General features: G+C 70.4%; 21 protein-coding genes. 11 read left to right on the forward strand and 10 right to left on the reverse strand.

The genetic code is table 11. The annotated features are described in order from the left end of the window. The first annotated feature begins 24 nt into the window (after positions 1–24). Both acuI and E6O51_RS08435 read left to right on the forward strand, forming a co-directional pair. A complete protein-coding gene (acuI, locus tag E6O51_RS08430) occupies positions 25–1,008 on the forward strand; it encodes an acrylyl-CoA reductase (NADPH) (RefSeq protein WP_136384531.1) in 984 nt (327 codons plus the stop codon). Positions 1,009–1,045: 37 nt separating this feature from the next. Next, a complete protein-coding gene (locus tag E6O51_RS08435) occupies positions 1,046–1,624 on the forward strand; it encodes a peroxidase-related enzyme (RefSeq protein WP_136384532.1) in 579 nt (192 codons plus the stop codon). A 5-nt stretch (positions 1,625–1,629) separates the two neighbouring features. Here the strand turns inward: E6O51_RS08435 and E6O51_RS08440 are convergent, their stop codons facing one another. After that, complete coding sequence (locus E6O51_RS08440) at positions 1,630–2,811, reverse strand: FIST signal transduction protein (RefSeq protein ID WP_136384533.1); 1,182 nt, start codon at positions 2,809–2,811, stop codon at positions 1,630–1,632. Positions 2,812–2,973: 162 nt separating this feature from the next. Between E6O51_RS08440 and E6O51_RS22055 the strand changes: the two genes are divergently transcribed. Together E6O51_RS22055 and E6O51_RS22060 are read left to right on the forward strand one after the other, a co-directional pair. Continuing rightward, positions 2,974–3,732 carry a hypothetical protein gene (locus E6O51_RS22055; protein ID WP_211091361.1) on the forward strand — a complete coding sequence of 253 codons (759 nt, stop codon included), beginning with the start codon at positions 2,974–2,976 and terminating at the stop codon, positions 3,730–3,732. Continuing rightward, positions 3,669–4,544: an AAA family ATPase gene (locus tag E6O51_RS22060; RefSeq protein ID WP_211091362.1), complete on the forward strand. Its 876-nt coding sequence runs from the start codon at positions 3,669–3,671 to the stop codon at positions 4,542–4,544. Before E6O51_RS22055 ends, E6O51_RS22060 begins: the two co-directional genes overlap by 64 nt. Before the next feature lie 29 nt (positions 4,545–4,573). Here the strand turns inward: E6O51_RS22060 and E6O51_RS08450 are convergent, their stop codons facing one another. Then, positions 4,574–5,350, reverse strand: a complete 777-nt coding sequence (locus E6O51_RS08450) for a ferredoxin--NADP reductase (RefSeq protein ID WP_136384534.1) — start codon at positions 5,348–5,350, stop codon at positions 4,574–4,576. Between the two features lie 220 nt (positions 5,351–5,570). On the opposite strand from E6O51_RS08450, the gene E6O51_RS08455 reads away from it, so the two are divergent. Further along, positions 5,571–5,741, forward strand: a complete 171-nt coding sequence (locus tag E6O51_RS08455; RefSeq protein ID WP_136384535.1) for a DUF1127 domain-containing protein — start codon at positions 5,571–5,573, stop codon at positions 5,739–5,741. A 41-nt stretch (positions 5,742–5,782) separates the two neighbouring features. Here the strand turns inward: E6O51_RS08455 and E6O51_RS08460 are convergent, their stop codons facing one another. The 4 genes from E6O51_RS08460 to E6O51_RS08475 all read right to left on the reverse strand — a co-directional run bounded on the left by E6O51_RS08460 (position 5,783) and on the right by E6O51_RS08475 (position 11,744). Continuing rightward, positions 5,783–7,867 carry a diguanylate cyclase gene (locus E6O51_RS08460; protein ID WP_136384536.1) on the reverse strand — a complete coding sequence of 695 codons (2,085 nt, stop codon included), beginning with the start codon at positions 7,865–7,867 and terminating at the stop codon, positions 5,783–5,785. Continuing rightward, positions 7,864–8,754 (reverse strand): ABC transporter substrate-binding protein, encoded by an 891-nt coding sequence (locus E6O51_RS08465; protein ID WP_230976734.1) that lies wholly within the window; start codon positions 8,752–8,754, stop codon positions 7,864–7,866. Before E6O51_RS08465 ends, E6O51_RS08460 begins: the two co-directional genes overlap by 4 nt. A 155-nt stretch (positions 8,755–8,909) precedes the next feature. After that, positions 8,910–10,985: a TonB-dependent receptor plug domain-containing protein gene (locus E6O51_RS08470; protein WP_168735226.1), complete on the reverse strand. Its 2,076-nt coding sequence runs from the start codon at positions 10,983–10,985 to the stop codon at positions 8,910–8,912. A 90-nt stretch (positions 10,986–11,075) separates the two neighbouring features. After that, entirely contained in the window at positions 11,076–11,744 is a 669-nt protein-coding gene (locus tag E6O51_RS08475; protein WP_230976735.1) for a TetR/AcrR family transcriptional regulator, read from the reverse strand. Positions 11,745–11,912: 168 nt separating this feature from the next. Between E6O51_RS08475 and E6O51_RS08480 the strand changes: the two genes are divergently transcribed. From E6O51_RS08480 to E6O51_RS08495, 4 genes are all read left to right on the forward strand, one after another. Beyond that, the gene (locus E6O51_RS08480; protein WP_136384540.1) at positions 11,913–13,088 is read left to right on the forward strand and encodes an efflux RND transporter periplasmic adaptor subunit; all 1,176 of its coding nucleotides are present in this window, start codon (positions 11,913–11,915) and stop codon (positions 13,086–13,088) included. An 11-nt stretch (positions 13,089–13,099) separates the two neighbouring features. After that, positions 13,100–16,258, forward strand: coding sequence for an efflux RND transporter permease subunit (locus E6O51_RS08485; RefSeq protein WP_136384541.1), 3,159 nt, complete (start codon positions 13,100–13,102; stop codon positions 16,256–16,258). Continuing rightward, entirely contained in the window at positions 16,258–17,661 is a 1,404-nt protein-coding gene (gene adeC, locus E6O51_RS08490; RefSeq protein WP_136384542.1) for an AdeC/AdeK/OprM family multidrug efflux complex outer membrane factor, read from the forward strand. Before E6O51_RS08485 ends, adeC begins: the two co-directional genes overlap by 1 nt. Positions 17,662–17,723: 62 nt before the next feature. Further along, positions 17,724–18,827 carry a metal-dependent hydrolase gene (locus tag E6O51_RS08495; protein ID WP_136384543.1) on the forward strand — a complete coding sequence of 368 codons (1,104 nt, stop codon included), beginning with the start codon at positions 17,724–17,726 and terminating at the stop codon, positions 18,825–18,827. A 36-nt stretch (positions 18,828–18,863) separates the two neighbouring features. On the opposite strand, the gene E6O51_RS08500 is transcribed toward E6O51_RS08495, so the two are convergent. Next, positions 18,864–19,190, reverse strand: coding sequence for a nuclear transport factor 2 family protein (locus E6O51_RS08500; RefSeq protein WP_136384544.1), 327 nt, complete (start codon positions 19,188–19,190; stop codon positions 18,864–18,866). Positions 19,191–19,283: 93 nt separating this feature from the next. Between E6O51_RS08500 and E6O51_RS08505 the strand changes: the two genes are divergently transcribed. Next, entirely contained in the window at positions 19,284–19,661 is a 378-nt protein-coding gene (locus tag E6O51_RS08505; RefSeq protein WP_136384545.1) for a winged helix-turn-helix transcriptional regulator, read from the forward strand. Here E6O51_RS08505 and ovoA read toward each other — a convergent pair. Beyond that, positions 19,658–21,778 carry a 5-histidylcysteine sulfoxide synthase gene (ovoA, locus tag E6O51_RS08510; protein WP_136384546.1) on the reverse strand — a complete coding sequence of 707 codons (2,121 nt, stop codon included), beginning with the start codon at positions 21,776–21,778 and terminating at the stop codon, positions 19,658–19,660. The genes E6O51_RS08505 and ovoA overlap by 4 nt on opposite strands. Before the next feature lie 156 nt (positions 21,779–21,934). Here ovoA and E6O51_RS08515 point away from each other — a divergent pair, with 156 nt between their 5' ends. Next, positions 21,935–22,378: a DUF4399 domain-containing protein gene (locus E6O51_RS08515; protein ID WP_136384547.1), complete on the forward strand. Its 444-nt coding sequence runs from the start codon at positions 21,935–21,937 to the stop codon at positions 22,376–22,378. Here E6O51_RS08515 and E6O51_RS08520 read toward each other — a convergent pair. Both E6O51_RS08520 and E6O51_RS08525 read right to left on the reverse strand, forming a co-directional pair. Further along, positions 22,365–23,588: a multifunctional CCA addition/repair protein gene (locus E6O51_RS08520; RefSeq protein WP_136384548.1), complete on the reverse strand. Its 1,224-nt coding sequence runs from the start codon at positions 23,586–23,588 to the stop codon at positions 22,365–22,367. The two genes, E6O51_RS08515 and E6O51_RS08520, sit on opposite strands and share 14 nt — an antisense overlap. Then, positions 23,588–24,547 (reverse strand): complex I NDUFA9 subunit family protein, encoded by a 960-nt coding sequence (locus E6O51_RS08525; RefSeq protein ID WP_136384549.1) that lies wholly within the window; start codon positions 24,545–24,547, stop codon positions 23,588–23,590. Before E6O51_RS08525 ends, E6O51_RS08520 begins: the two co-directional genes overlap by 1 nt. Positions 24,548–24,574: the final 27 nt, after the last annotated feature.

Consider the following 24,574-nt stretch of genomic DNA (forward strand, 5'->3'; position numbering starts at 1 on the left):
GCACCTTTTGTGGAGGAAAGACCCATGTTCAAGGCCGTACTGATCGAAAAGGACGACGCGGGCTACCGCGCCCGGCTCGCCGAGCTGGACGACGGCGCCCTGCCCGAGGGCGACGTGACCGTGCGCGTGGGCTGGTCCACGCTCAACTACAAGGACGGCCTGGCCATCACCGGCAAGGGCCCGGTGGTGCGCAAGTTCCCCATGGTGCCGGGCATCGACCTGGCCGGCACGGTGGAGGCCAGCACCCATCCCGAATACAAGGCGGGCGACGCGGTGCTGCTCAACGGCTGGGGCGTGGGCGAGACCCACTGGGGCGGGCTCGCCCAGCGCGCGCGTCTGAACGGCGACTGGCTGATTCCGCTGCCGGCGGCCTTCACCCCCCGCCAGGCCATGGCCGTCGGCACCGCCGGCTACACCGCCATGCTGTGCGTGCTGGCGCTGGAGCGCCACGGCGTGACGCCGGACAAGGGCGAGGTGCTGGTGACCGGCGCCAACGGCGGCGTGGGCAGCGTGGCGGTGGCCGTGCTGGCGAAGCTCGGCTACACCGTGGTGGCCTCCACCGGCCGCCCGCAGGAGGCGGAATTCCTCAAGACCCTGGGTGCGGCGGAGATCATCGACCGCGCCACCCTCAACGCGCCGGGCAAGCCGCTGGCCAGGGAACGCTGGGCCGGCGCCGTGGACACCCTGGGCAGCCACACGCTGGCCAACGTGTGCGCCAGCACCCGCTACCGGGGCACCGTGGCCGCCTGCGGGCTGGCCCAGGGCATGGACCTGCCCGCCTCCGTGGCGCCCTTCATCCTGCGCGGGGTCACGCTGGCCGGCATCGACAGCGTGATGGCGCCCCGCGCCGACCGCCTGGAAGCCTGGCAGCGCCTGGGCCGCGACCTGGACGTGGCCAAGCTCGACCTGATCACCCACGAGATCGGTCTGGGCGAAGTCATCGCCACCGCCGGCCGGCTGATGGAAGGCCAGGTGCGCGGGCGCGTGGTGGTGGATGTGAACCGCTGAGCGCCGCCCAACGTTTTCAGACCCGAGGAGACCCCGCATGACCGAGAAAATCAGCCGCTTTCCTGTGCCCGACCTGAACGCCCTGCCCGAGGACGTGCGCAACCGCATGCTCGCCGTACAGGAGAAGGCCGGCTTCATCCCCAACGTGTTCCTGATGCTGGCCCACCGTCCGGCCGAGTTCCGCGCCTTCTTCGACTACCACGACGCGCTGATGGAGAAGGATGTGGGCCTCACCAAGGCCGAGCGCGAGATGATCGTCGTCGCCACCTCCGCCGCGTCCGACTGCCTGTACTGCGTCATTGCCCACGGCGCGGTGCTGCGCATCCGGGCCAAGAACCCGCGCGTGGCGGACCAGCTCGCCACCAACTACCGCAAGGCGGAGATCACCCCGCGCCAGCGCGCCATGCTGGACTTCGCCGTCAAGCTGTCCACCCGCGGCGGCGAGGTGGAGGAAGCGGACTTCGACGCCCTGCGCGCCCACGGCTTCGACGACGAGGCCATCTGGGACGTCGGCGCCATCACCGCCTTCTTCGCCATGAGCAACCGCCTGGTGCACCTCACCGCCACACCGCCCAACGAGCAGTTCTACCTGATGGGGCGGCTGCCCAAGTCCTGAGCCGTTCAGGCCGGCGCGGTGAACACCGTCAGCACGCCGGTGTAGCCGTACAGCCGGTCGCGGGCGATCTCGCCGGCGGCGTGGAAACCCACCAGCGCCAGGTCGGCGCCCAGCTCCTCGCGGATCGCCCGGGCTTCCGCGTGGGGCGAGCCGAAATGCCTGCCGCCGCGTCCGGTGCAGCTCACGTACACCGCACCGGCGGCCTGGCGCCCGGTGGAGGCCAGTTCGGCGCGGATCTCCGCGGCGATGCGGGTCAGGTCGGCCAGCGCCGCCTGAGCATCGCGGCGGCAGAAGGCGAGCTGCATGCCGGGGGCCACCTCGTCGGCCACCGCCAGCACCTGGTGCTGCGGGTCCAGGCCGATGATGTGGCGTACCCGTGTGTCCGGGCCGAACAGGCCAGGCGCGAGCGCCAGGTCTTCCGTGTCCGTACACAGCCCCACCAGCGTGCCGGCCAGGGCGTGGGCCGTGAGGTCCAGCGGCAGGTCGTGCTCCAGGCCCAGGTCCTGCAGCGCGCAGGCGAGTGCCGGCTGGCCGTCCAGCGCGATCACGTAGTTGTCTTCCGCATGGGTGATGGTGCGCAGCGGGCCCACGGGCTGGCAGCCCTGGGTGACCCGCGAGACGATGCCCACGCGCTCGTCGAAGGCCACTCCCGACAGCCCGCCGGAGAGCACCCCGCCGGCGATCTGCAGCGTGCGGTTGCGTGCCGCCGACAGGCCGCCGAAGAGATGGCCCGAGGCCGTGCGTGCGGCCAGTTCCTGCAGCAGCTCCTGCAGATCCGGGGTGCCGCCGTCCGCATGGACCAGCGCGGTGTGGGGGTGGAAACCGCCCACGCCTGGGTGCAGCGGCTGGCGCCCGGAGAACAGGTGGAAGGCATGCGCGGGCAGCGGCGCGATCATCAGCGCCAGCGCCGGCTCGTCGAAACGGGCGGTGTCGCCGGCGATGACGCCCAGCCCCACCGTCCCCACCCAGGTCAGGCTGGGCAGGCGGCGGTTGAGGCCATGCACGATGTTCTCGGCCTCGCCGGCGAGCTGGTCGGTGAGATAGCACCAGCCCAGCGTGTAGTCCGCCACCTCGCCGCCCGCGCGCCGTTCCGCCAGCGCGCTCTTCAACCGGGCCACGCAGTCGTTCAGCGCGGCCTGCCAGTCCGCATTCGCCGCCTGGGCGACGAGGAAACGTGTGGGAGTCATGTCGGCGGCCTCCGCTCGGGTCGTGCCGGTTGGACATTGCCGCGCCGGAGGGGTTTGCCCGCAGGGCTGCGGGCGTCCACCGGCGACGATGCCAGTCTCATTCTAGTTCGGCGGCCGAACGCGCATAATCCGGCGCTTGACCGCCTCGTGCCCGAATGCCCCATGAACGATCTCCGCGACTTGTCCGCCCTGCTGCGTTCCCGCGTGCCCATCATCGTCATCGAGACCATGGAGGAGCAGCGCGCGTTGAAGCTCCTGGCCGACCTGGCCGAAGCCCGCCAGACGCTCCTGTACCGCTGGTCGGCGGCCACCGGGCTGGTACACACCAACTTCCGCTACGGTCCGGCGGCCGATCCGGTGCGCAGGCCGTTCGGTTTCGACGTGGTGGAGGGGGCGGGTACGGCGCCCACCGCGCGTCCGGCCGAGGCGGGGCGCACGCGGGCCATCGAGGACACGCGCAGCATCCAGTCCGCCCTGGCCTTCATCGACGGCCGCGGCCAGCCGGGCATCTACGTGCTGCTGGACCTCCACCCCTACCTGGAAGACCCGGTGGCGCTGCGCCTGCTGCGGGAGATCGCCCTCGACCACGCCGTGGACGGCCGCACCCTGGTGCTGGTCTCCCCGTCCCTGCGCCTGCCGCCCAAGCTCGCCCGCCACGCCGCCCGGCTGAGCCTGCCCCTGCCGGACGAGGCGCGCATCCGCGAACTGCTGGAGACCGAATTCGCCCTCTTCGCGCGCCAGGCGGGCCGCGCCCCGGTGCGCAACCGCGGCCTGGAAGACGCCATGGTGCGCTACGCCAGCGGCCTGTGCGAGGAGGACGTGCGCCACTTGCTGCGCCTGGCGGTGCGGGACGACGGGTGCTCACCCGCGAGGACCTGCAGCGTGCCGCCGCCTTCAAGCAGCAGACGCTGCCCGGCCTGACGCTGGAGGCGGTGCTCGACGGGGCGGATGCAGTGGGCGGCATGGTGCGCCTGCGCCGCTGGCTGGCGCAGCGCAAGCCGATCTTCCTCGGCGAACTCGCCCGCCCCGGCCTGCCCATGCCCCGCGGGGTGCTGATCGCCGGCGTGCAGGGCACCGGCAAGAGCCTGGCCGCCAAGGCCACCGCGGCGGCCTGGGGCCTGCCCCTGCTGCGCCTGGACATCGCCGCCCTGTACGACAAGTTCCAGGGCGAAACCGAGCGCAAGCTGCGGGAAGCGCTGCAGGCGGCCGAAGGCATGCAGCCGGTGGTGATGTGGATCGACGAGATCGAGAAGGGCATGGCCGCCGGCGCGGCCGAGCAGGACGGCGGCGTGTCGCGCCGGGTGCTCGGCACCCTGCTCACCTGGATGGCCGAGCGTACGGCGCGCCTCTTCATCGTCGCCACCGCCAACGACGTGGAGGCCCTGCCGCCGGAGCTGGTGCGCAAGGGGCGCTTCGACGAGCTGTTCTTCGTAGACCTGCCGGACGCGCCGGCGCGGGAGACCATCTTCCGCATCCACCTGGCGCGCCATCGGCTCGACCCGGCCGCCTTCGACCTGCGCCTGCTGGCGGGCCGCTCCGACGGCATGTCGGGCGCGGAGATCGAACAGGCGGTGGTGTCGGCGATCTACGAGGCGCTGCCCGACGGGTGCGACCCGGACGTGGCCATGGTGCTGGCGGAACTGGAACGCACCCGGCCGCTGTCGGTGGTCATGGCCGAGAAGGTGGCGGCCCTGCGCGCCTGGGCTGCCGAACGCTGCGTGATGGCGGACTGAACGGCGGGCGGTTTCCCCGCCCGTGGCGTTCAGAAGGCGTTTTCCACCGCGTACTGGCCGGGCTGTTCGCGGCGCGCCAGGGTGAAGCCGCGCGCCTTCAGCGTGTCGCGGGTGTCGCGCACCATCTGCGGGTTGCCGCAGATCATGATGCGCGAGGCGTCCGGGTCCAGCCGCAGGCCGGCGCGGGCCTCCAGTTCGCCGCTGTCGATCAGCGCCGGGATGCGCCGCCCGAGGGCGCCCGCGCAGGCGCTGCGGGTGACCACCGGCACGTGCACCAGCGCCGCGGCGCGCTCGCCGATCAGCGGATTGGCGCGCAGGCGCGCCGCCTCGTCGCGGTAGGCGAGTTCGTCCGCGGTGCGCACGCTGTGCACCAGCACCAGGTGGCGGTAGTCGTCCCACACCGCCGGGTCCTGCAGGATGGACAGGAAGGGCGCCAGCCCGGTGCCGGTGGCGAGCAGCCACAGGTCCCGGCCGGGGCGGAAGCGGTCGGTGGTGAGATAGCCGTAGGCGCTGCGGTCCACCAGGATCGTGTCGCCGACCCCCAGGCGGGCGAGGCGGCCGGTGAATTCGCCGCCCGGCACGACGACGGAAAAGAACTCCAGATACTCGTCGTAGGGCGCGGAAACCATGGAGTAGGCGCGCCACACCAGGCTGCCGTCCTCCCGCGCCAGACCCAGGCGGGCGAACTGGCCGGGCACGAAGCGGAAGCTGCGCGGGCGCGTGGTGCGGAAGGAGAACAGGCTACCGGTCCAGCGGTGCAGCCAGACGATGCGTTCGGTGGTGTGTTTGTCGAGCGGCGCGTTCATCGGTCGTCCTTGCGCGTATCCCGTTTTACCTGAGTAATTTGCTCGGGAAATGGTTCCGCGCCTGCGGCAAGGGGATACAGAACGGTCGCCGCAAGGCCGGTACAGTTGGCTGTTCCGGTATTCTGTATCCGGCACAATTTTCAATTCTTGAGTCTGTACCCATGAAGGGCGCCGCCCTATCGTGGACTCGCCGCTGCAAACCTGCGGCGAGGAGAACGTCATGATGGTGATCGAGCTGCTGCGCCGCCTGGAGGCGGCCATTCGCGCCCTGCTGCAGCGCCGGCAGGGGCGCCGGGAACTGCTGGAACTGGACGAGCGCCTGCTGCGCGACGTGGGCATCAGCCGCGAGCAGGCGAGGCGGGAGGCGGCCAAGCCATTCTGGCGCCAGTGAGAAGGCTGGGCAGGCGGTGCGTCGCCGCCCCTCGGCGCGAGCTACCCGGTCAGCCCGGCGAGCGGAGCCGGCGGCGCGATGACGAGGCCTTGGGCGTACTGGAAACCGTAGTCGCGCAGCATGTCGCGGAACAGTTCGTCCTCGACCTCGGAGGCGATGGCGTGGATGTCCAGCGCGGCCGCCATGCCGCACAGCGCCTGGGCGACGTTGCAACCGGCTTCCAGGCCGTAGTTGTCGGCCAGGGTCTTGAGGCTGACCTTGGCGTAGTTGGGCCGCAGCAGCGTGAGCAGGGTGGTATTGCCGCCGTCGAGCTGTTCGAGGGCCACGCCGCAGCCCAGGTCGCGCACGCGGGTGACGAAGGCGGCCGCCTCGGCCGGGCACTGGGCCGCCACGGCGGCAGGGAATTCGAGCACCACGCGCTCCGGCTCGACCGCATGGCGGTGCAGCAGGCTGGTGAGCGCATCCAGGTAGTCGCCCGGGTGGTTCAGGGAGGCGCGGGTGAGGTTGAGGCCGATGCGGCCGAGGGGCGTATCGGGGCCGGCGATCTGCCGTCCGAGCTGGATGCAGGCCTGTTCGGCCACCCACAGGTCGAGTTCGAGGCCCGCGCTGCCGGCCTCCAGGCGGGAGAGCAGCTCGCCGGGGGTGAGCACGGTGTCGCCGCTGCCCGCGACGCGCAGCAGCACTTCGTGCCACGGCAGCACGGGGCGTCCGTCGAGGGTGACGATGGGTTGGCCGTACAGTTCCAGGCGGCTGTAGGGAATGCCTTCCGGACGGCTGTCCACGCTCTCGTGGTCGCTCTGGCGGCGGCCCGCCGCCATGCCGTGGCCATGCTCGATGACGCGGTTGCGGCCGCTCTTCTTGGCCGCGTAGCAGGCCAGGTCGGCGGCCACCAGTACGTCGGAGGCGCTGTCCAGGCCGCCGTCGATGCGCACCAGGCCGACGCTGGCGCCCACGGAGAAGCGCCGGTCGTCCCAACTGAAGCGGAAGGCGGCGACGGTTTCGCGCAGGCCCTCGGCGATGCGCAGCGCCTCCTCGGCGTTGCAGCCGCGCAGGATGAGGGCGAACTCGTCTCCGCCCACCCGGCAGATCAGGTCGTCGGCACGCACGCGCTGGCGGATCAGGCGGGCGATGCGGCGCAGCAGTTCGTCGCCCGCGGCATGGCCGCAGGTGTCGTTGACGATCTTGAAGCGGTCCAGGTCGATGAAGCACAGCGCGCCTTGGTCGCCGGCGCGGCGCGAGGCGGCCACGGCCTCTTCCAGCGCCTGCTCGAAGGCGCGCCGGTTGGGCAGGCCGGTAAGCGGGTCGTGCAGCGCCTGATGGGCGAGCTGGGCGGTGGCTTCGTCCACTTTCGCCTGCAGGGTGTGCTGGGCGTCGGCGATGGCGCGCGCCATGGTGTTGAAGCCGCTCTGCAGGGCGCGCAGCTCGGCGACCGCGGCGTCGTCCGGCACGCTGACGTCGAGCCGGCCCTGGGCCACGCCGCCCACCGCGTCGGCGAGCCGGCGTACGGGGCCGGTGACCGAGCGTGCCAGCCGGATCGCCAGCACGGCGGTGAGCGCCAGGCCGCTGATGGTGAGCGCGAGCGTGGTGAACACGATGGCACGCTTGGCATTGTCGAGTGCGCGCGTGTCGAGTTCGACATATACCCAGCCGGCCTGCACCGCCGGCAGGCGGTTGGGGTCGTTCAGGTAGCCGGCGTCCAGGTCGTCCACCACCAGTTGGGTGGCGAGTACCGGCGCGGCCAGCGTGAGCCTCTGCTCGCGCTTGTCGAGGATCTGTGCGCTGCGTGCGGCGACGATGCGGGGCGCTGCGGCCAGGCGCGGGCGGCCGCTGACCGCGAGCAGCTCGCCGGCGCCGTCGTAGACCGCCACGGCGGCCACGTCACGCTGTTCGAGCACCGCCTGCAGCAGCGTGCCGAGCGTGCCGCGGTTGCCGGAGATGACCCCGTATTCGGCCGCCGGGGCGAGGAAGCTGACGATGGCCAGCCCGCGCTCCTGCAGCGCGCCTTCGGCGGCCTGCGTGCCGCGCACCACGAACAGGCCGGCGATGGCGCCGGCCAGCAGCGCGGCCGGCAGCAGCACCACCAGCAGCAGGCGCTGGCGCAGGGTGAGGCGGAACGCTGCCCTCATGGCCGGTTTCCTCCACGCAGGCGTTCGAGTACGCCGGCATTGTCCGGCACCTCCAGGCCGAGGGCGCGCGCCACCTGGCGGTTGATGGCGATGTCGAAACCGCGCGGCGCGCGCACGTCGGGCAATTGCGGGCTGCCGCTGCGCGGCGCGCCGTCCAGCCACGCCGCCACTTCGCGGGCCGCGTCTTCCGGTGTGCTGAACACCGCTGCCAGCGCGCCGGCCTCCACGTAGGCGCGCGAATAGGCGAACACGGGGCGGCGATAGCGGTAGCTGGTGAGCAGCAGCGTGCGTGCCGCCGTCGGGCCGGACACCAGCGGGTCGGCCAGCGCGAGCAGGGCGTCGGACGATTCCAGCAGGCGTTCGAGCGCCGGAAGCAGTTCGCCGGCGGTGGAGATGTGCTGCCCTCCCAGGGCGAGGCCCGCGCTGCGGGCCGCGTCGCCGAAGGCGGGGGCCAGGCTGCTGCTGGCCGGTCCGAACAGGATGCCGACGCGCTGCGCATCCGGGAGGATGGCGCGCACCAGGGCCAGGTGGCGCTCAGCGGGCTGGTCGAGGACGATGGCGGACAAGCGGGCGTTCGGCAGATCCCGGCGCAGGCCGTCGAACTGGCTGCGCCCGACCAGCACGCCGAGCGTGGGCCGGGTGCCGCGGCGGGCGATCTCGTCCATCGCCGGCGCGCCCGCGGCGACGATCACCGCGGCGCGCTCGAGCACGGCTGCATCCACTCCGTCCTCCAGGTTTCCTGCCAGTTCGATGCGGTGCCTGCCTCCGGCAGCGGCCGCGAGTGCTTCGGCGAACGTCCCGTAGGCGCCGCCTTTCTGTGTCAGCACCAGCGCCACCTCGTGCGCGTGCGCCGCCGGCGCGGCCAGCAGGCACACGGCGGCGAACACGATTATGCGGTGAAGGCACGAAGGCATGGGGGGCGGCGTTCAGCGCGAGGATGCGGCGCGGTGGCGGGAAATACGTTCGGTATATGTCATCAGGCTATATCCGGGCGTGGCGGCCACCAAGCGCTTCCGCGCGCCGCGCATGACGTTTACCACGCTCAGAGGTCCAGGCGCAGCGATATCCAGTGGCGGCGGTCCACCCGGCGCTGCATGCGCTGTTCGAAGTGCGCGCCGTTCAGGGACTGCACGGTGTAGGCGAGTTCGCCGCGCTGCTGGCCGACGGCGAAGGGCCAGGCAATGCGCATGTCGGTGCGGTTGTAGTTGCCGACTTCCGTATTGCGCGTCCATTTCATCGCCCCGACCCAATAGCGTGCCAGCGACAGGTCGATGCCCCAGGGCAGCTTCTGCATCAGCAGCAGCGAGGTGGACCGGCGCGGCGCCGACTCCTCGGCCAGGGCGGCGTAGGCCCGCTGCGAAGACCTGTAGTTGCTGTCGGGCGAGTGCGCCAGGCGTTCGCCGAGGGCGGTGTTCTTGTTGTCGATGCGGATGCTGGCATGGCCGAGCGCCAGGCGGGTGGCGTCGAAAGGCTGCCACTTGAACTGGAATTCGTAGCCGCGGATGCGCAGGTCCTGCACCGCCTGCACCGAATAGGGCCGGTTGTCCAGGCCGGACGGCTGTTCGCCGGTGCGGATCAGGCGCATCTGGCGGTCGGACAGCTTCTCGCGGAAATGGCGCACGTCCAGGCTTGCGCGCCATGGGCGCCATTCGCCCAGGTAGGCGAGCTCCCAACTGTCCAGGCGCTCGGCCGGCAGGTCGGGGTTCGCCATCCAGTCCGATACGGCATCGCCGCCGGTTTCCACGTAGTAATAGTTCGCCTTGTAGTCCTGCGTGCCCGGGGTGCGCCAGGCGCGGGCGTAGCCGATGCGGATGGTGTGATCGGGCGTCAGGTGGAAGCTGGTGCTGGCCCGCGGCGCCACGTGGCTGCCGGCAAGCGAGTCGTATTCGTGGGACACCCCCAGGTTGCCGGTGAACCAGGACAGCGGCTTCCATTCCCCGTTGGCGAACGCGCGCCCCACGTCGCGGCTGACGGTTCCCAGCCCGTACAGCACCGTGTCCGAGTCCAGGGTGTCGTAGCGCCAACTCGCACCCCACACCAGGCGGGTGTCGGCGAACGGCATGAAGGTGTGCTGGGCCTCGATCTCGTGGCGGACGCCGCGGTCGCCGACTTCATTGACCTTGCGATAGGGCGGCAGTCGATCGGGATGGAGGAAGGAATCGTCCGCCTTGTCGACGCTGTGCGTGTAGCGCAGCGAGAAATCCGCGGTGTCCGACAGCGTGCGCAGCCAGCGCAGTTGCAGCCAGGTGGACGACTGGTCGAAGTCGCGGATCGGGTCGTCCGGCCTCGACCTGATCGGGTAGGCCATCCGCTCGCGCTTGTCCGCGTCGTCTTCGGTCACCAGGCGGCCGTTGACCTCGCGGCCGATGATGTGTCCCAGGTGTACTTCCAGCGCATCCTGGATGCCGAGCTGGAAATGGGCCCTCAGGTCCAGCAGATGGGTCTTGCTGTCGGCCCGCCAGTCCGGATTGGCCTCGTAGCGCAGGTCGGTGTGCGGCGTGAGGCCGTCGTCGCCGGTCTGCTGGTAGGTCAGGCGGAAGTCGCCCCCTTCGCCCAACCGGCCGCCGGTGCGCAGCGTGTAGTCGTGCACGCCCTGGCTGCCCTGGTTGGTGGATACGGACCATCCCCTCACCAGCGCCGGGTCGACGGTGACGATGTTGATGACGCCCAGAAAGGCATTCGCGCCGTAGGAGGTGGTGTTGGAGCCGCGTACCACCTCGATGCGTTCGATGTCCTCCAGGGCGACGGGAACCAGGGCCCAGTTCATGCCGCCGCGGAACAGCGGCGAGTGCAGCGAACGGCCGTCCACCAGCACCTGTACGCGCGGCGAGTAGTCGTTGTCGTCGCTGACGCCGTGGTAATTGACCCGCGCGGCCACGTCGCTGGCGGCGAAGGTCTGGAAGCCGGGTACCAGGCGGAAGATGTCGGAGAGGGTGCGCGCCCCCGAGGCGCGGATGGTGTCGCGGTCGACCACCGTGACCGAGGTGGGCGCGTCGGCCAGGCGTTGCGGCAGGCGGCTGACCGAGGCCACCACCGGCAGGTCGCTGAAGAAGAGTTCGGTGTCCGCCTGCGCCGCAATGGCGGGCGCGCTCAGCGCAAACAGCGCGCAGTTGCGCAAGCCAAGGCGTTTGCGTCGGCGAATCAAGCGGCCCCCTGAATCCTGTCATTGCCAGTTCAGGGGGCAGACTCGCATGTCGACGAAAACCGGTCAACCGTCGGCCGCGCGCGGGGTGGCGGCCCTGCGTGGACAGCCGGAATCGTGCGCCGCCGAGGTGAGCGTGGTCATGATGACCTTCTGGAACATCGCCGCCAGTTCCGGCCGCGCGATCTCGGGATTGCGCACCGCCCGCACCAGCAATCCGTCGTACATGGTGGCGAACAGTTCGGCTATGGCGTCGAGCCCGGCCTCGTCGTCGGTCAGGCCGAGGCTGCGGCGCTGCTCGCGCAGGATGTCGGTCATGCTGTCGCGGCAGCGCCGGTCGGCGGCGCGGACGATTTCCGCCACGCGGGGATTGCGGGCGGCTTCGGCGACGATCTCCACCTTCAGGGACGCGGTGTTCGGGTCGAGGTTGTCGCGCACGCCCTCGGCGGTGCAGGCGGCGATGGCCTCGAGCATGTCGGGTGAGGCGCGCAGTTGGGCGGTCATGGTCAGCAGGCGGTCGAGATCCTGCTCGACGATGGCCGCGATGATCGCTTCCTTGTTCTCGAAGTAGTGGTAGATGTGCCCCGCGCTCATGCCCGCTTCTTTGCAGATCTGCGCGATGCTGGCGCCGTGGAAGCCCTGGCGGCGGAAACAGTCCCGCGCGGCATCGAGGATTTGTGCGCGGCGCGCCTCGCTGCGGGGCGAATCGCCGCTTGCGCCGGGTGTTGCGTTCATCGTGTTGCTCCGATACATATTTCGCCGGCAAGGGTTATCCGTGCTTGCTAGCGTTTGGAGGCTAACATAGAATGCGCGTTCTATTTAGAACGTTCATTCTAAGAACGATTCCCCGCGACCGGTAGTCGACATCCCGATACGCCTGCCCCAATCGATGAGAGGTTTTCCATGCAGATCCATGAGCGCCGGTTCCCGGCATTGCTGGCGATGGCGTTGACCGGTGCGGTGGTGCTGGCCGGTTGCGGCCAGGGCCAAGCCCCGCAGCAGGCCGGCGGCGCGGCGGCACCGCAGGTGGCGGTGTTCGAAGTCCAGGCGGGAGAGGTGCCGCTGGTGCTGGAACTGCCGGGACGCACGGCGCCCTACCTGATTGCCGAAGTGCGGCCCCAGGTGGGCGGCATCGTCAAGCAGCGGCCGTTCCGCGAGGGGGGCGAAGTCAAGGCGGGCGAGTTGCTCTATCAGATCGATCCGGCCACCTATCAGGCCGCCCACGACAGTGCCGAGGCTGGGTTGGCGCGTGCCGAGGCCAACCTGTACGCGGCGCGGCTGAAGGCCGAGCGTTTCGCCGGCCTGGTCGGCATCGAGGCCGTCAGCAAGCAGGCCAACGACGATGCGCAGGCCGCCTTCAAGCTGGCCGAGGCCGAGGTGGCGAGCGCCCGTGCGGCCCTGGCGAAGGCCAAGGTGGATCTCGACTTCACCCGCGTCACCGCCCCCATCTCCGGGCGCGCCGGACGTTCGGGCGTCACCCCCGGCGCCCTGGTCACCGCCAATCAGGCTGCGGCGCTGGTCACCGTCCAGCAGCTCGATCCGATCTACGTGGACCTCACCCAGTCCAGCGCCGAACTGCTGAAGCTGCGCCGCGATCTGGAAAGCGGCCGGGTGCAGCGCAAGGCGGCCGAGGAACTGCCGGTGCGCCTGCTGCTGGAGGACGGCAGCGAATACGCCGTTCCCGGCAGGCTCGCCTTCTCCGAAGTCTCGGTGGACCAGGCCACCGGCAGCGTGACGCTGCGTGCCGTGTTCCCCAACCCCAACGGCGAGTTGCTGCCCGGCATGTACGTGCGCGCCCGCCTGGAGCAGGGCGTGGCGAGCGGCGCGGTGCTGGTGCCCCACGCCGGGGTGAGCCGCGATGCGAAGGGCAATGCCCTGGTGATGGTGGTGAACGGCGAAAACACGGTCGAGGCGCGCGTGGTCAGGGCCGAGCGTTCGCTGGGCGACAAGTGGGTCGTGAGCGAGGGGCTGGCCCCCGGCGAGCGGGTCATCGTCGAGGGCCTGCAGCGCGTGCGCCCCGGCGCCCAGGTGCAGGTCGCCGGCACGCCCGCCACGCCTGCCGCCCCCGCGGCCAACTGAGGGTCTGAACCATGGCCCGCTTCTTCATCGACCGGCCCATCTTCGCGTGGGTCATCGCCATCGTCATCATGCTGGCCGGCGCTCTGTCCATCCTGGAACTGCCGGTCGCCCAGTACCCGGCGATCGCGCCCCCGCAGGTCGCCATCAACGCCACCTACCCCGGTGCCACCGCCAAGGCGGTGGAGGATTCCGTCACCCAGGTCATCGAGCAGAAGATGACCGGGCTGGACGGCCTGCTCTACATGAACTCCACGTCCGACTCCTACGGCCGCGTCACCGTCACCCTCACCTTCGATGCCGGCACCGATCCGGACATCGCCCAGGTGCAGGTGCAGAACAAGCTGCAGATGGCGCTGCCGCTCCTGCCCCAGGCAGTGCAGGAGCAGGGCGTGCAGGTGGCCAAATCCACCCGCAACTTCCTGATGGTGCTGGGCTTCGTGTCCGAGGACGGCAGCCTGACCGCCAACGACCTGTCGGACTTCCTCGCCTCCACCGTGCAGGACCCCCTGTCGCGTGTGACCGGCGTCGGCGAGGTGCAGGTGTTCGGCTCCCAGTACGCCATGCGCGTCTGGCTCGATCCGGACAAGCTCAACAAGTACAAGCTGATGCCTGCGGACGTGCGCGCCGCGCTCGAGACGCAGAACACCCAGGTATCGGCCGGCCAGTTGGGCGGCACGCCTGCGCGGCCGGGCCAGGGTTTCACCGCCTCGATCACCGCCCAGAGCCGGCTGCAGACGGTCGACCAGTTCGAGAACATCCTGCTGCGCAGTTCCACGCAGGGCGGCGAGGTGCGTCTGCGCGACGTGGCCAGGGTCGAGATCGGCGCCGAGAACTACGGCTTCACCGGGCGCTACAACGGCCAGCCGGCCGCCGGCATCGGCATCAAGCTCGCCTCGGGCGCCAATGCGCTGGACACCGCCGACGCGGTGCGTGCGGCGGTGGCCGACATGGCGCGCTACTTCCCGGAAGGGGTGGAGGTGGTCACGCCCTACGACACCACGCCTTTCGTCAGGCTCTCCATCGAGGAGGTGGTGAAGACCCTGATCGAGGCCGTCATCCTGGTGTTCCTGGTGATGTTCCTGTTCCTGGAGAACTTCCGCGCCACGCTGATCCCCACCATCGCCGTACCGGTGGTGCTGCTGGGCACCTTCGCGCTGATGGCGGCCTTCGGCTTCTCGATCAACACGCTCACCATGTTCGGCGTGGTGCTCGCCATCGGCCTGCTGGTGGACGACGCCATCGTCGTGGTCGAGAACGTCGAGCGCATCATGACCGAGGAAGGGCTCTCGCCCAAGGAAGCCACCAAGAAATCCATGGGCCAGATCACCGGGGCGCTGGTGGGCATCGGCCTGGTGCTGTCGGCGGTGTTCGTGCCCATGGCCTTCTTCGGCGGCTCCACCGGCGTGATCTACCGCCAGTTCTCCATCACCATCGTCTCGGCGATGGGCCTGTCCGTGCTGGTGGCCATCGTGTTCACCCCGGCGCTGTGCGCCACCATGCTGAAGCCCGTCGCCAAGGGCCATGAGGCTTCCGAAGGCGGCTGGTTCGCCGGTTTCTTCCACTGGTTCAACGGCATGTTCGCGCGCAACACCCGGCGCTACGAATCGGCCGTCGGCCGCATCGTGCATCGCACCGGCCGTTTCCTGCTGATCTATGTGGTCATCGTCCTCGCCCTCGGCTTCCTTTTCACGCGCATGCCGACCTCCTTCCTTCCGGAAGAAGACCAAGGCGTGATGTTCACCCAGGTGATGCTGCCGGCGGGCGCGACCCAGGAGCGCACCCTGGAAGTGCTGGAGAAGGTCGAACACCACTTCCTCGAAACCGAGAAGGACTACGTCAAGTCCATCTTCACCGTGGCCGGCTTCAGCTTCGCCGGCAGCGGCCAGAACATGGCCATCGGCTTCATCCACCTGCGCGACTGGGATGAGCGCAAAGGCGTGGCGGGCAAGGTCCAGACCGTGGCCGGGCGCGCCATGGCGGCGTTCTCGCAGATCCGCGAGGCCATGGTGTTCGCCTTCGTGCCGCCCGCGGTGCTGGAACTGGGCACCTCCAACGGTTTCGACTTCTATCTGCAGGACCGCGTCGGCATGGGCCACGATGCCCTGATCGCCGCCCGCAACCAGTTGCTCGGCATGCTGGCCCAGGACAAGCGGCTGGTGGCGGTGCGGCCCAACGGCCAGGAGGACATGCAGGAATACGTGCTCGACATCGACCACGCCAAGGCCGGTGCGCTGGGTGTCACGGTGGCTGACATCAATTCCACCCTGTCCACAGCCTGGGGCGGCAGCTACATCAACGACTTCCTCGACCGCGGCCGCATCAAGAAAGTCTATCTGCAGTCGGATGCCGACGGCCGCATGGCGCCGGAAGACTTCTCCAAGTGGTACGTGCGCAACCGGGACGGCGAAATGGTGCCCCTGTCGGCCTTCGCCACCGGGCGCTGGGCCTTCGGGTCGCCTCGCCTGGAACGCTACAACGGCCAGTCGGCGGTGCAGATCCAGGGCCAGGGCGCACCCGGCGTATCCTCCGGCGAGGCGATGAAGGCCGTGGAGGAAGCCATCGCCAAGCTGCCGCCGGGCGTCGGCTACGAATGGACGGGCATGTCCTTCGAGGAGCGTCGTTCCGGCTCCCAGGCACCCGCCCTGTATGCGCTCTCGCTGCTGGTGGTGTTCCTGTGCCTGGCGGCGCTGTACGAGAGCTGGTCGGTGCCCTTCTCGGTGATGCTGGTGGTGCCCCTGGGCGTGATCGGCGCGGTGGCGGCGGCGGTCAGCCGCGGCCTGCCCAACGACGTTTACTTCCAGGTCGGCCTGCTCGCCACCATCGGCCTGTCGGCCAAGAACGCCATCCTGATCGTGGAGTTCGCCAAGGCGCAGATGGAAGAGGAAGGCAAGCCACTGATCGAGGCCACGCTGGAGGCGGTGCGCATGCGTCTGCGTCCCATCCTGATGACCTCGCTCGCCTTCGGCCTGGGCGTGCTGCCGCTGGCCATCGCCACCGGTGCCGGTTCCGGCAGCCAGAACGCCATCGGCACCGGCGTGCTCGGCGGCACCATCGCGGCCACCGCGCTTGGAATCTTCTTCATCCCGCTGTTCTACGTGGTGATCAAGCGCATCTTCAAGGACAAGCCGGCCACCGACGCGCCGGCCGCGCAGACCGGGGAGGCCCGCTGATGAACAAGCTTCGTATTCTTGCCCTCGCCCTTGTCACTTTGGGCACGGGCGCCTGCACCACGCTGGCGCCGGACTATCAGCGCCCCGCCGCGCCGGTGCCCGCCGCGTGGGCCTACGCCCCCGCCGCGGAGAGCGGCGCCGCGGCGGCCGCCGACATCGGTTGGCGCGACTTCCTCGCCGACGAGCGCCTGCGCCGCGTCGTCGAACTGGCGCTGGAACACAACCGCGACCTGCGCGTGGCCGTGCTCAACATCGAGCAGGCCCGCGCCCAGTACCGCATCCAGCGCGCCGACCAGTTCCCCTCCCTGGGCCTCACCGCCAGCCAGAACGCCCAGCGCGTGCCGGGCGACCTCAACACCAGCGGCGAATCCATGGTCAGCCGCCAGTATGGCGTCTCGGCGGGCATCGCCAGTTGGGAACTGGATTTCTTCGGCCGCGTACGCAGCCTGCGCGATGCCGCGCTGGAACAGTATCTGGCCAGCGAGGAGGCGCATCGCAGCGCGCACATCGCCCTGGTCACCGAGGTGGCCACCGCCTGGCTGCAGGTGGCGGCCGACCGCGAGCGCCTGGACCTGGCCCGGCGCACGCTGGAAACCCGGCGCAAGGCCTACGACCTGACCCGCGCCAGCTTCGAGGCCGGTGCCGTCTCGGCCCTCGACCTGCATCAGACCCGGGGTGAGATGGAGAGCGCGCGCGCCGATGCCGCGGCCTTCGAGAGCAGCGCGGCGCGCGCGGAAAACGCGCTGGCGCTGCTGACGGGCCGTGCCGTGCCCGCCGAGCTGCTGCCGGCCGGCCTGGACGTGGCGGCCACGCGCCTGGCCGAACTGCCTGCCGGCACGCCCGCCGACGTGCTCGTGAGCCGTCCCGACATCGTCGCCGCCGAGCACCGCCTGCGCGCGGCCAACGCCAACATCGGCGCGGCGCGCGCGGCCTTCTTCCCGCGCATCACGCTGACCGCGAGCACGGGAACGGCCAGCGCCGAACTCGGCGGCCTGTTCGAAGGCGGCTCGCGCGCTTGGAGCTTCCTGCCCCAGCTCACGCTACCCATCTTCGAGGCCGGCCGCCTGACGGCCAATCTCGATCTGGCCGAAGTGCGCCGCGACATCACCGTGGCCGAGTACGAGCGCGCCATCCAGGGCGCCTTCCGCGAGGTGGCCGATGCGCTGGCCGAACGCGCTACGCTGGGCGAACAGCTCGACGCCCGGCGCGGGCTGCAGGCGGCGGCGCTGGAAAGCCACCGCCTGTCCGAGGCGCGCTACCGCGCCGGCGTGGACAGCTTCCTGGTGCTGCTCGATGCGCAGCGCACGCTGTACGGCGCCGAGCAGGAGCTGATCGCCGCACGGCTGGCGGATGCGGCCAACCGGGTGACGGTGTACAAAGTGCTCGGAGGCGGCTGGCAGTAGGCGTCTGGCGCAAGGCTGCTCCCACTGCCGAACGCCGGGCCTGCCTTTCTCTCCAAGCCACCATGGACACCCTGACCCATGCCCTGTCCGGCGCCGTGCTCGGGCGCCTCATGGTCCGCCCCGGGCATGCGGCGCATCCCGGCCGCCTGCGCGTGGCGCAGGCGGTGCTGGCCGGTACCGCCGCGGCAGCCTTTCCGGACATCGACTTCGTCCTCGGCTACGTCTCCGAGATCGCCTACCTGCGCGGTCATCGCGGCGTGACCCATTCCGTGCTGATGGCCCCGCTGTGGGCGCTGCTGCTCGCCTGGCTGATGGCGGGCATCAGCCGCCTCGCACGGGACGGGACGCGGCCCTGGCGGGCCTTCTACCCGGTGGCGCTGGGCGGGTTGCTGATCCACATCGCCGGCGACTGGATCACCCAGTTCGGCACCATGATGCTGGCCCCGTTCTCCGACCGGCGCTTCGGCCTGGGCACCACCTTCATCATCGACCTGGTGATCTCCGGCCTCCTGCTCGGCGGCCTCGCCGCCAGCGCCCTGTGGCGGAGCAGCCGCGTGCCGGCCGCGCTGGCGCTCGCGGGCGTGGCCGGCTGGGTCGGGATCAGTTGGGTGGGACGCGGCGAGGCCCTGGACGCCGGCCGCGCCTACGCCGCCGCCCACGGCGTGCCCGTCGTGGAGCTCGACGCCGCTCCGCGCCCGGCCTCGCCGTTCAACTGGACCGTGATCCTGTTCGACGGTGCCGACTACCACGTCGCCCATCTCAACACCCGGCGCCGCGAGCCCCTCGCGGCCGGGCCGGACGACCACTTCATCCGCCGCTTTTCCGCGCCCTACCAGCCCGTGCATCTGGCCGAATGGACGCGCGTGCCGAAATTCGGCAACGGCGCAGCGCAGGGCCTGGCGCGCAACGTGTGGGCGGCCGACGGCTTCGCCTTCTTCCGCTGGTTCGCCATGTTCCCGGTGCTCGACCATGCCGCTGCCGAAACCCCTGACGGCCAGCAGTGCGCAGGCTTCCGCGACCTGCGTTTCGACATCCCCCAGCGCGACCACCAGCCCTTCCGCTACGGTCTGTGCGGGCGGACGGACGAAGGTCCGTGGCGGCTCTACGCGCTGGCCGACGGGGGCCGGCGCTGGCTGGACGGGGGCGGTGCCCTGGCGGCGGAATGAATCCGGATTCCGACTCCAGTTCCAGATCCACGTGGATCAGTGGATCTCCAGGGACTGGATCCTGTCGCCGGCCAACTGGAAGACGTGCTGGAGCTGAACCGGGCTGCCGGGAAAGTTGCCGGTGACTCTGGCGGCGACCGTCACGCACTCTCCCCGCTGCGATACCTCCAGCGGTTCGACGCTGTATTCATACTTCCGCCGGGCCGCTCGCAGCCAGGACCGGATGGCTTCGTGCCCCCGATGCGTGCGCCCTTCATCCAGCACGACGGCGTCCTGGGCAAAGCAACCGGCGAGCCGGGTATCGTCTGCGCCATTGCCGACCTCGAAGTAAGTGGCAATGGATTCAGGCAGTGGAATGGCCATGGTCGTGACTCCTGGAAGGAAATTGCGGTACCTGAATTTTCCGCATAGACTCACCTTCCATCAAGAACGCACCGAAAAGTAAGTTACATACCTGTGATAAAGGTCTATACGCCCGCGACCGCTGCGGTCGGCGTGGAGGAAGTGCTCCGGTTGCTGGAGGGGCGATGGAAACTGGTCATCCTGTTCCATCTCTTCGGCGGCAAAGTGCAGCGCTATTCGGACTTCGAGAAGCTCATCCCGGGGATATCCCAGAAGATGCTGGCCCAGCAGTTGCGGCAACTGGAGGCCGACGGGATCGTGGCACGCAAGCTCTATCCGCAGGTTCCTCCCAAGGTCGAGTACCGGCTGACGGAGTGGGGGCAGGCGCTGTGCCCCGCGCTGGATGCACTTCTGAAGTGGGCGGAGCAACGAGACGGCTTCGGGAACCCCGCCCGGGCCGGCCGCCCAACCTCCGGCGGGCCTGCGGCCTAGCCCCGTTTTCTCCACACGGTGAGTTCCGACAGCGTGTGCTGGAACTTGCGCCGCGTCTCGCGGATCACGAAAGGCACGTCCCGCGGGCCTTCGACCAGGTCGAAGCGTTCGCCCAGCAGGTCCTTCAGGCCGTCCAGCGTGGTGTGGGATTCCCCGTCCTTCTTGAAGCCGCCCAGCCACTCCTCGCGCCTGGTGTGCTCCTCCAGCCAGGTGTAGGGCGAGGCGAGCACCAGCAGGCCGCCGGGGTTGAGGCGTTGGTGCACATGGGCGAGGAAGCGGCGCGGGGCGTACAGGCGGTCGATCAGGTTGGCGGCGAGGATGAGGTCGTAGGCGGTGAAGACGGGCTTCAGGTTGCAGGCGTCGCCCTGCCAGAAGGCGACCTTGCGGGCGACCCCGGCCAGCCCCAGCGCATCCAGGCGGCGTTCGCGGTAGCTGACGAGTTCGCCTTCGTCGAGCAGGGTGTAGCGCAGCACGCCGTTGTCCTGCAACTGCACGCCGGTCTGGATGAAGCGGGCGGAGAAATCCACCCCTTCCACCGCCTCGAAACGGCGCGCCAGCTCGAAGCTGGCCCGGCCGGTGGCGCAGCCCAGGTCCAGGGCGCGGCCGGCGGGGCCGCCGTGGTGGCGGGCGAAGGCGTCAAGCGCGATGCGGGCCACCGCCTGCGGGAAGTTGGGCACGCCGAAGTATTCGTCGCCGTAGTGGAATTCGGCGTATTGGGCGAGCAGGGCGTCGGTTTCGTACAGGGAACCCGGCTGGGCGACCGGCGCCGCGCTGACTACGTAGCGGAAGCCCGCGTGCTGGAAGAAGTGGCGGCGGAAGGCGTAGCGGGAGACGTGGCGCGCCTCGTTGCCGGCGGAGATCCACGCGCCGCCCTTGATCATGTTGTGGCGGCCGTCGAAGGTGGGCGTGGTGAAGTCGTCGTACAGCGGATGCACGGCGAAGCCGTCGAAGGGATAGGTGGGCGTCTCGCACCATTGCCACACGTTGCCCACCACGTCGAACAACTCGCCGTGGGGAAAGCGCGTCACCGGACAGCTCGACGCCCAGTGGTCCAGGTGCAGGTTGGCCGCTGCCGGGGCATCCGCCGGCACGTCGGCGAGCCCGGCGTGGTCGTACAGGCGGTGCCATTCGTCCTCGCTCGGCAGGCGCACCGGCAGGCCGGTTTCCCGCGCCTTCCAGCGACAGAAGGCGCGTGCCTCGTGGCAGTTGGTCTCCACGGGCCAGTCCCAGGGCATGGGCACTTCCTCGGCCAGCAGGCGCAGGCGCCAGCCGCCGCCGTCGGGCACCCAGAAGGTGGGGTGTTCGGCGCGGACGAAGCGCCGCCAGCCCAGACCTTCCTCATCCCACAGGTCGTCGTCGGCATAGCCGCCGGCCTCGACGAAGGCGAGGAATTCGGCGTTGCTGACGAGGTATCTGGCGGCCCGGAAGGCGGGCACCTCGGTCTCGTGGCGGCCGTACTCGTTGTCCCAGCCGTAGTAGGGATCGTCGAAGTCCCGCCCCAGGTGCACCTGGCCGGCGGGGATGTCCACCAGCGCGTTGCCGGGGGCGGGACCGCTGTCGCGGCAGGGCTGCCAGTCCGGCTGCGGGCGAACGTAGCGCAGCGCGTGCTGGCGCATCAGCACCGAGGAGGTCTCCAGGTGGATGCGCTCGTGCTCGATGCCCATCAGCACGGCCCAGAAGGGGTTGTCCCAGCCTATGGGCAGGACGAGGGGCGTCGCGCGGATCACCCGGTCCACGGTCTCGCGCACCTTGCGGCGGTAGTCCCATACCGCTGCGACGGGCGGCCAGTCGTAGCGGGCGTCGTCCAGGTCGTCCCAACTCATCTCGTCCACACCGACGGCGAACATGGACTCCAGGCGGGGGTCGAGGCGTTTGTCCACCAGCCCGGCAAGCACGAGCTTGTTGATGAAGAAGGTGGCGGTGTGGCCCAGGTAGAAGATCAGCGGATGGCGCAGGCTGATGGGCTTGCGGTAGTAGGCCTCGTCGTCGGCGAGCAGGCCGAACAGCGACTCGTAGCGGTCGAAGGTGGCGTGGAAACAGCGCAGGATTTCGGCGCGCTTCGCTTCCGGGTCGGTGCCGTCCAGGCGCGGCGTGCGGGGGAAGAGTGCGGTGGCCATGGATGCTCCGGGGTTCGGCCGGCGATGGCCGAACTGTGCGCCAAAGCGGTGCGCCGATCAAGCCGGCGGCCTGCCGTGGCGCCTGTCTATACTGCAGCGGGAGCGGACGACAAGAATGCCGAAGACCGTCTCCCCAACCCGACAGGAGACCCGATCATGAAAAGCGGAAACAACCCGTTCGCCGGCCGGTGCGCGCTACTCGCGCTGGCCGCCCTGCTTGTCGCGCTGGCCTCGCCGGCGGCTGCGCGCACGCCCGCGCCGGAGGGCGTGGAACTCTACTTCATCGCCCCGGCCGACGGTGCGACCGTGCGCAATCCGGTGGTCGTGCGCTTCGGCCTGCGCGGCATGGGCGTGGCCCCGGCCGGTGTGGAAATGGCCAAGACCGGCCACCACCACCTGATCGTCGATGCGCCGCTGCCGCCGCTCGACCAGCCGGTGCCGGCCGACGCGCAGCACCTGCACTTCGGCGGCGGCCAGACCGAGGTCAAGCTGGACCTGCCGCCGGGGCGGCACGAACTGCAGCTCCTGCTCGGCGATCACCTGCACGTGCCCCACGACCCGCCGGTGATGTCGCCGCGTATCGTCATCACCGTGGAGTGACGGCCGGCAGAGCCTTGACCGCCGCCACGCGCGCGGCGTGGATGCGCTGCGGGATCTGCGCGCGGTCTTCGCAGGCACGCGCGGTGGCGCCCGCATCCACGCCCTGCACCGCAGCGAGGGCCGCGCGCCAGCGGGGGGCGGGCGCATAGTCCCGCGTCTCGTAGCCGGGCCGGCCCTGGGCGTCGCAGGCGCAGGCGGACAGCAGCAGTTCGAAGCGTTCCGGGCGGCGCAGGGCGTCGGCCCGTTCGAGCACCTGCACCACGGTGCCCGGCCGCAGTTCGTCCACGTGGCCGACGATGCCATGCTCGCGGGCCACCAGTTCGGCCAGTTCGCGGCAGTCGGAGGGCGCCTTCAGGCGTTCGGACACCTCCCGCGCGCGGCGTGCGCTCCTCGCCTCGTGGCCGTAGTGGTGGGGCAGGATGTCGGCCGGCGTGTCGCCCTTGCCCAGGTCGTGCAGCAGGCAGGCCCAGCGCACCGGCAGCGGCTGGGCGGTGGCGGCGGCGCGGTCGATGACGCGCAGCACGTGGTCGCCGGTGTCGATCTCGGGGTGGTATTGCTCCGGCTGGGGCACGCCGAACAGGCGGTCCAGCTCCGGCAGGATGCGCGCCAGCGCGCCGCACTCGCGCAGCACGCGGATCATGCGGGAAGGGGCGGCTTCCATCAGCCCGCGGGCGAATTCCTGCCACACGCGCTCGGGCACCAGGTGGTCCACCTCGCCCTCGTCCACCATCGCGCACATCAGCGCCAGGGTCTCGGGGGCCAGCGTGAAGCCGTCGAAGCGCGCGGCGAAGCGCGCCACGCGCAGGATGCGCACCGGGTCTTCGGCGAAGGCCGGGCTCACGTGGCGGAACACGCGCGCGGCCAGATCGGCCCGGCCGCCGTAGGGGTCCACCAGCGTGCCGTCCTCGTCGCGGGCCATGGCGTTGATGGTGAGGTCGCGGCGCACCAGGTCGTCTTCCAGCGTCACGTCCGGTGCGGTGTGGAAGGCGAAGCCCTTGTAGCCGCGCCCGGTCTTGCGCTCGGTGCGCGCCAGCGCGTACTCCTCCTGGGTCTCGGGATGCAGGAACACCGGGAAGTCCTTGCCCACCGGGCGGAAGCCGCGGGCGAGCATCTCCTCCGGCGTGGCGCCCACCACCACCCAGTCCCGGTCCTGCACCGGCAGGCCGAGCAGTTCGTCGCGGATCGCGCCGCCCACCACGTAGCAGCGCATCAGCGGCCGATCCGGTTGGCGTTGCGGCGGAAGGGGTAGAACTGCCGGCGCAGGTTGGCGCCGGCGAGCCAGCCGGGCGCCACCGCCTCCAGCGGCGTGGGCTGCAGGCCGAAGGGCAGCGGCGCGCCGGCGGCGACATTGTCCACCCGCAGGGAGCGCACGTTGTCGCGGCTCATCAGCGGCTGCGGGGCGAACTCCATCAGCCACGCCTGCAGCAGCGCGAGCGCTTCGGGCAACGCGATCACGATGCGCGGCCTGCCGACGAGCGTCGACACGTACTTCACCAACTCGCGCAGCGTATAGACCTGCGGGCCGGCGACCTCGTATGTCTGCCCGGCGGCGGCCGGCTCCACGAGGCTGCGCCACACCACTTCGGCCACGTCCTCCACCCACACCGGCTGGAAGCGCGTGCGCGCGCCGGCCAGGGGCAGCAGCGGGAACAGGCGCGCGAGATGGGCGAACAGGTTGAGGAAGCGGTCGCCGCGGCCGAACACCACCGAGGGCCGCAGGAGGGTCCACGCGCAGCCGGCCTCCCGCACCGCCGCTTCGCCGGCGGCCTTGGAGCGCTGGTACTCGGACGGCCCCTGCGGGTCGGCACCCAGTGCGCTGATGTGTACCAGATGTGCCACACCGGCCGCCACGCAGGCGGCGACGATGCGGCGCGGCAACTCCACGTGGGCACGTTCGAAGGCCTTGCCCCAGGGCCGGCCCCGCGGCGAATGCAGCACGCCGACCAGGTTCACCACCGCATCCGCGCCGGCGAACAGGCCGGCCAGCGCGGCCGGGTCGAACACGTCGGCCTCGACCACCTCCACCGTGGGCAGCAACAGCAGATGCCCCGCCCGGCTGCGCCGCCGGGTGGGCACCAGGACTTCGATTCCGGCCTCGCACAGCCGGTTGGCCAGCGCGCTTCCGATAAAGCCGGAACCGCCGACGAGTACGACGCGTTTGGGATTCATGGGGCACCAGGGTTTCGAGGGATGGAA

This window comes from Pseudothauera rhizosphaerae, assembly GCF_004801305.1.
GTDB classification, from domain to species: domain Bacteria; phylum Pseudomonadota; class Gammaproteobacteria; order Burkholderiales; family Rhodocyclaceae; genus Pseudothauera; species Pseudothauera rhizosphaerae.

What these genes read in the sequence shown, in the direction of transcription:
- acuI (WP_136384531.1), top strand. Translation starts at nt 25, where the DNA reads ATGTTCAAGGCCGTACTGATCGAAAAGGACGACGCGGGCTACCGCGCC.
- E6O51_RS08435 (WP_136384532.1), top strand. Translation starts at nt 1,046, where the DNA reads ATGACCGAGAAAATCAGCCGCTTTCCTGTGCCCGACCTGAACGCCCTG.
- E6O51_RS08440 (WP_136384533.1), bottom strand. Translation starts at nt 2,811, where the DNA reads ATGACTCCCACACGTTTCCTCGTCGCCCAGGCGGCGAATGCGGACTGG.
- E6O51_RS22055 (WP_211091361.1), top strand. Translation starts at nt 2,974, where the DNA reads ATGAACGATCTCCGCGACTTGTCCGCCCTGCTGCGTTCCCGCGTGCCC.
- E6O51_RS08450 (WP_136384534.1), bottom strand. Translation starts at nt 5,350, where the DNA reads ATGAACGCGCCGCTCGACAAACACACCACCGAACGCATCGTCTGGCTG.
- E6O51_RS08455 (WP_136384535.1), top strand. Translation starts at nt 5,571, where the DNA reads ATGATGGTGATCGAGCTGCTGCGCCGCCTGGAGGCGGCCATTCGCGCC.
- E6O51_RS08460 (WP_136384536.1), bottom strand. Translation starts at nt 7,867, where the DNA reads ATGAGGGCAGCGTTCCGCCTCACCCTGCGCCAGCGCCTGCTGCTGGTG.
- E6O51_RS08475 (WP_230976735.1), bottom strand. Translation starts at nt 11,744, where the DNA reads ATGAACGCAACACCCGGCGCAAGCGGCGATTCGCCCCGCAGCGAGGCG.
- E6O51_RS08480 (WP_136384540.1), top strand. Translation starts at nt 11,913, where the DNA reads ATGCAGATCCATGAGCGCCGGTTCCCGGCATTGCTGGCGATGGCGTTG.
- E6O51_RS08485 (WP_136384541.1), top strand. Translation starts at nt 13,100, where the DNA reads ATGGCCCGCTTCTTCATCGACCGGCCCATCTTCGCGTGGGTCATCGCC.
- adeC (WP_136384542.1), top strand. Translation starts at nt 16,258, where the DNA reads ATGAACAAGCTTCGTATTCTTGCCCTCGCCCTTGTCACTTTGGGCACG.
- E6O51_RS08495 (WP_136384543.1), top strand. Translation starts at nt 17,724, where the DNA reads ATGGACACCCTGACCCATGCCCTGTCCGGCGCCGTGCTCGGGCGCCTC.
- E6O51_RS08500 (WP_136384544.1), bottom strand. Translation starts at nt 19,190, where the DNA reads ATGGCCATTCCACTGCCTGAATCCATTGCCACTTACTTCGAGGTCGGC.
- ovoA (WP_136384546.1), bottom strand. Translation starts at nt 21,778, where the DNA reads ATGGCCACCGCACTCTTCCCCCGCACGCCGCGCCTGGACGGCACCGAC.
- E6O51_RS08515 (WP_136384547.1), top strand. Translation starts at nt 21,935, where the DNA reads ATGAAAAGCGGAAACAACCCGTTCGCCGGCCGGTGCGCGCTACTCGCG.
- E6O51_RS08520 (WP_136384548.1), bottom strand. Translation starts at nt 23,588, where the DNA reads ATGCGCTGCTACGTGGTGGGCGGCGCGATCCGCGACGAACTGCTCGGC.
- E6O51_RS08525 (WP_136384549.1), bottom strand. Translation starts at nt 24,547, where the DNA reads ATGAATCCCAAACGCGTCGTACTCGTCGGCGGTTCCGGCTTTATCGGA.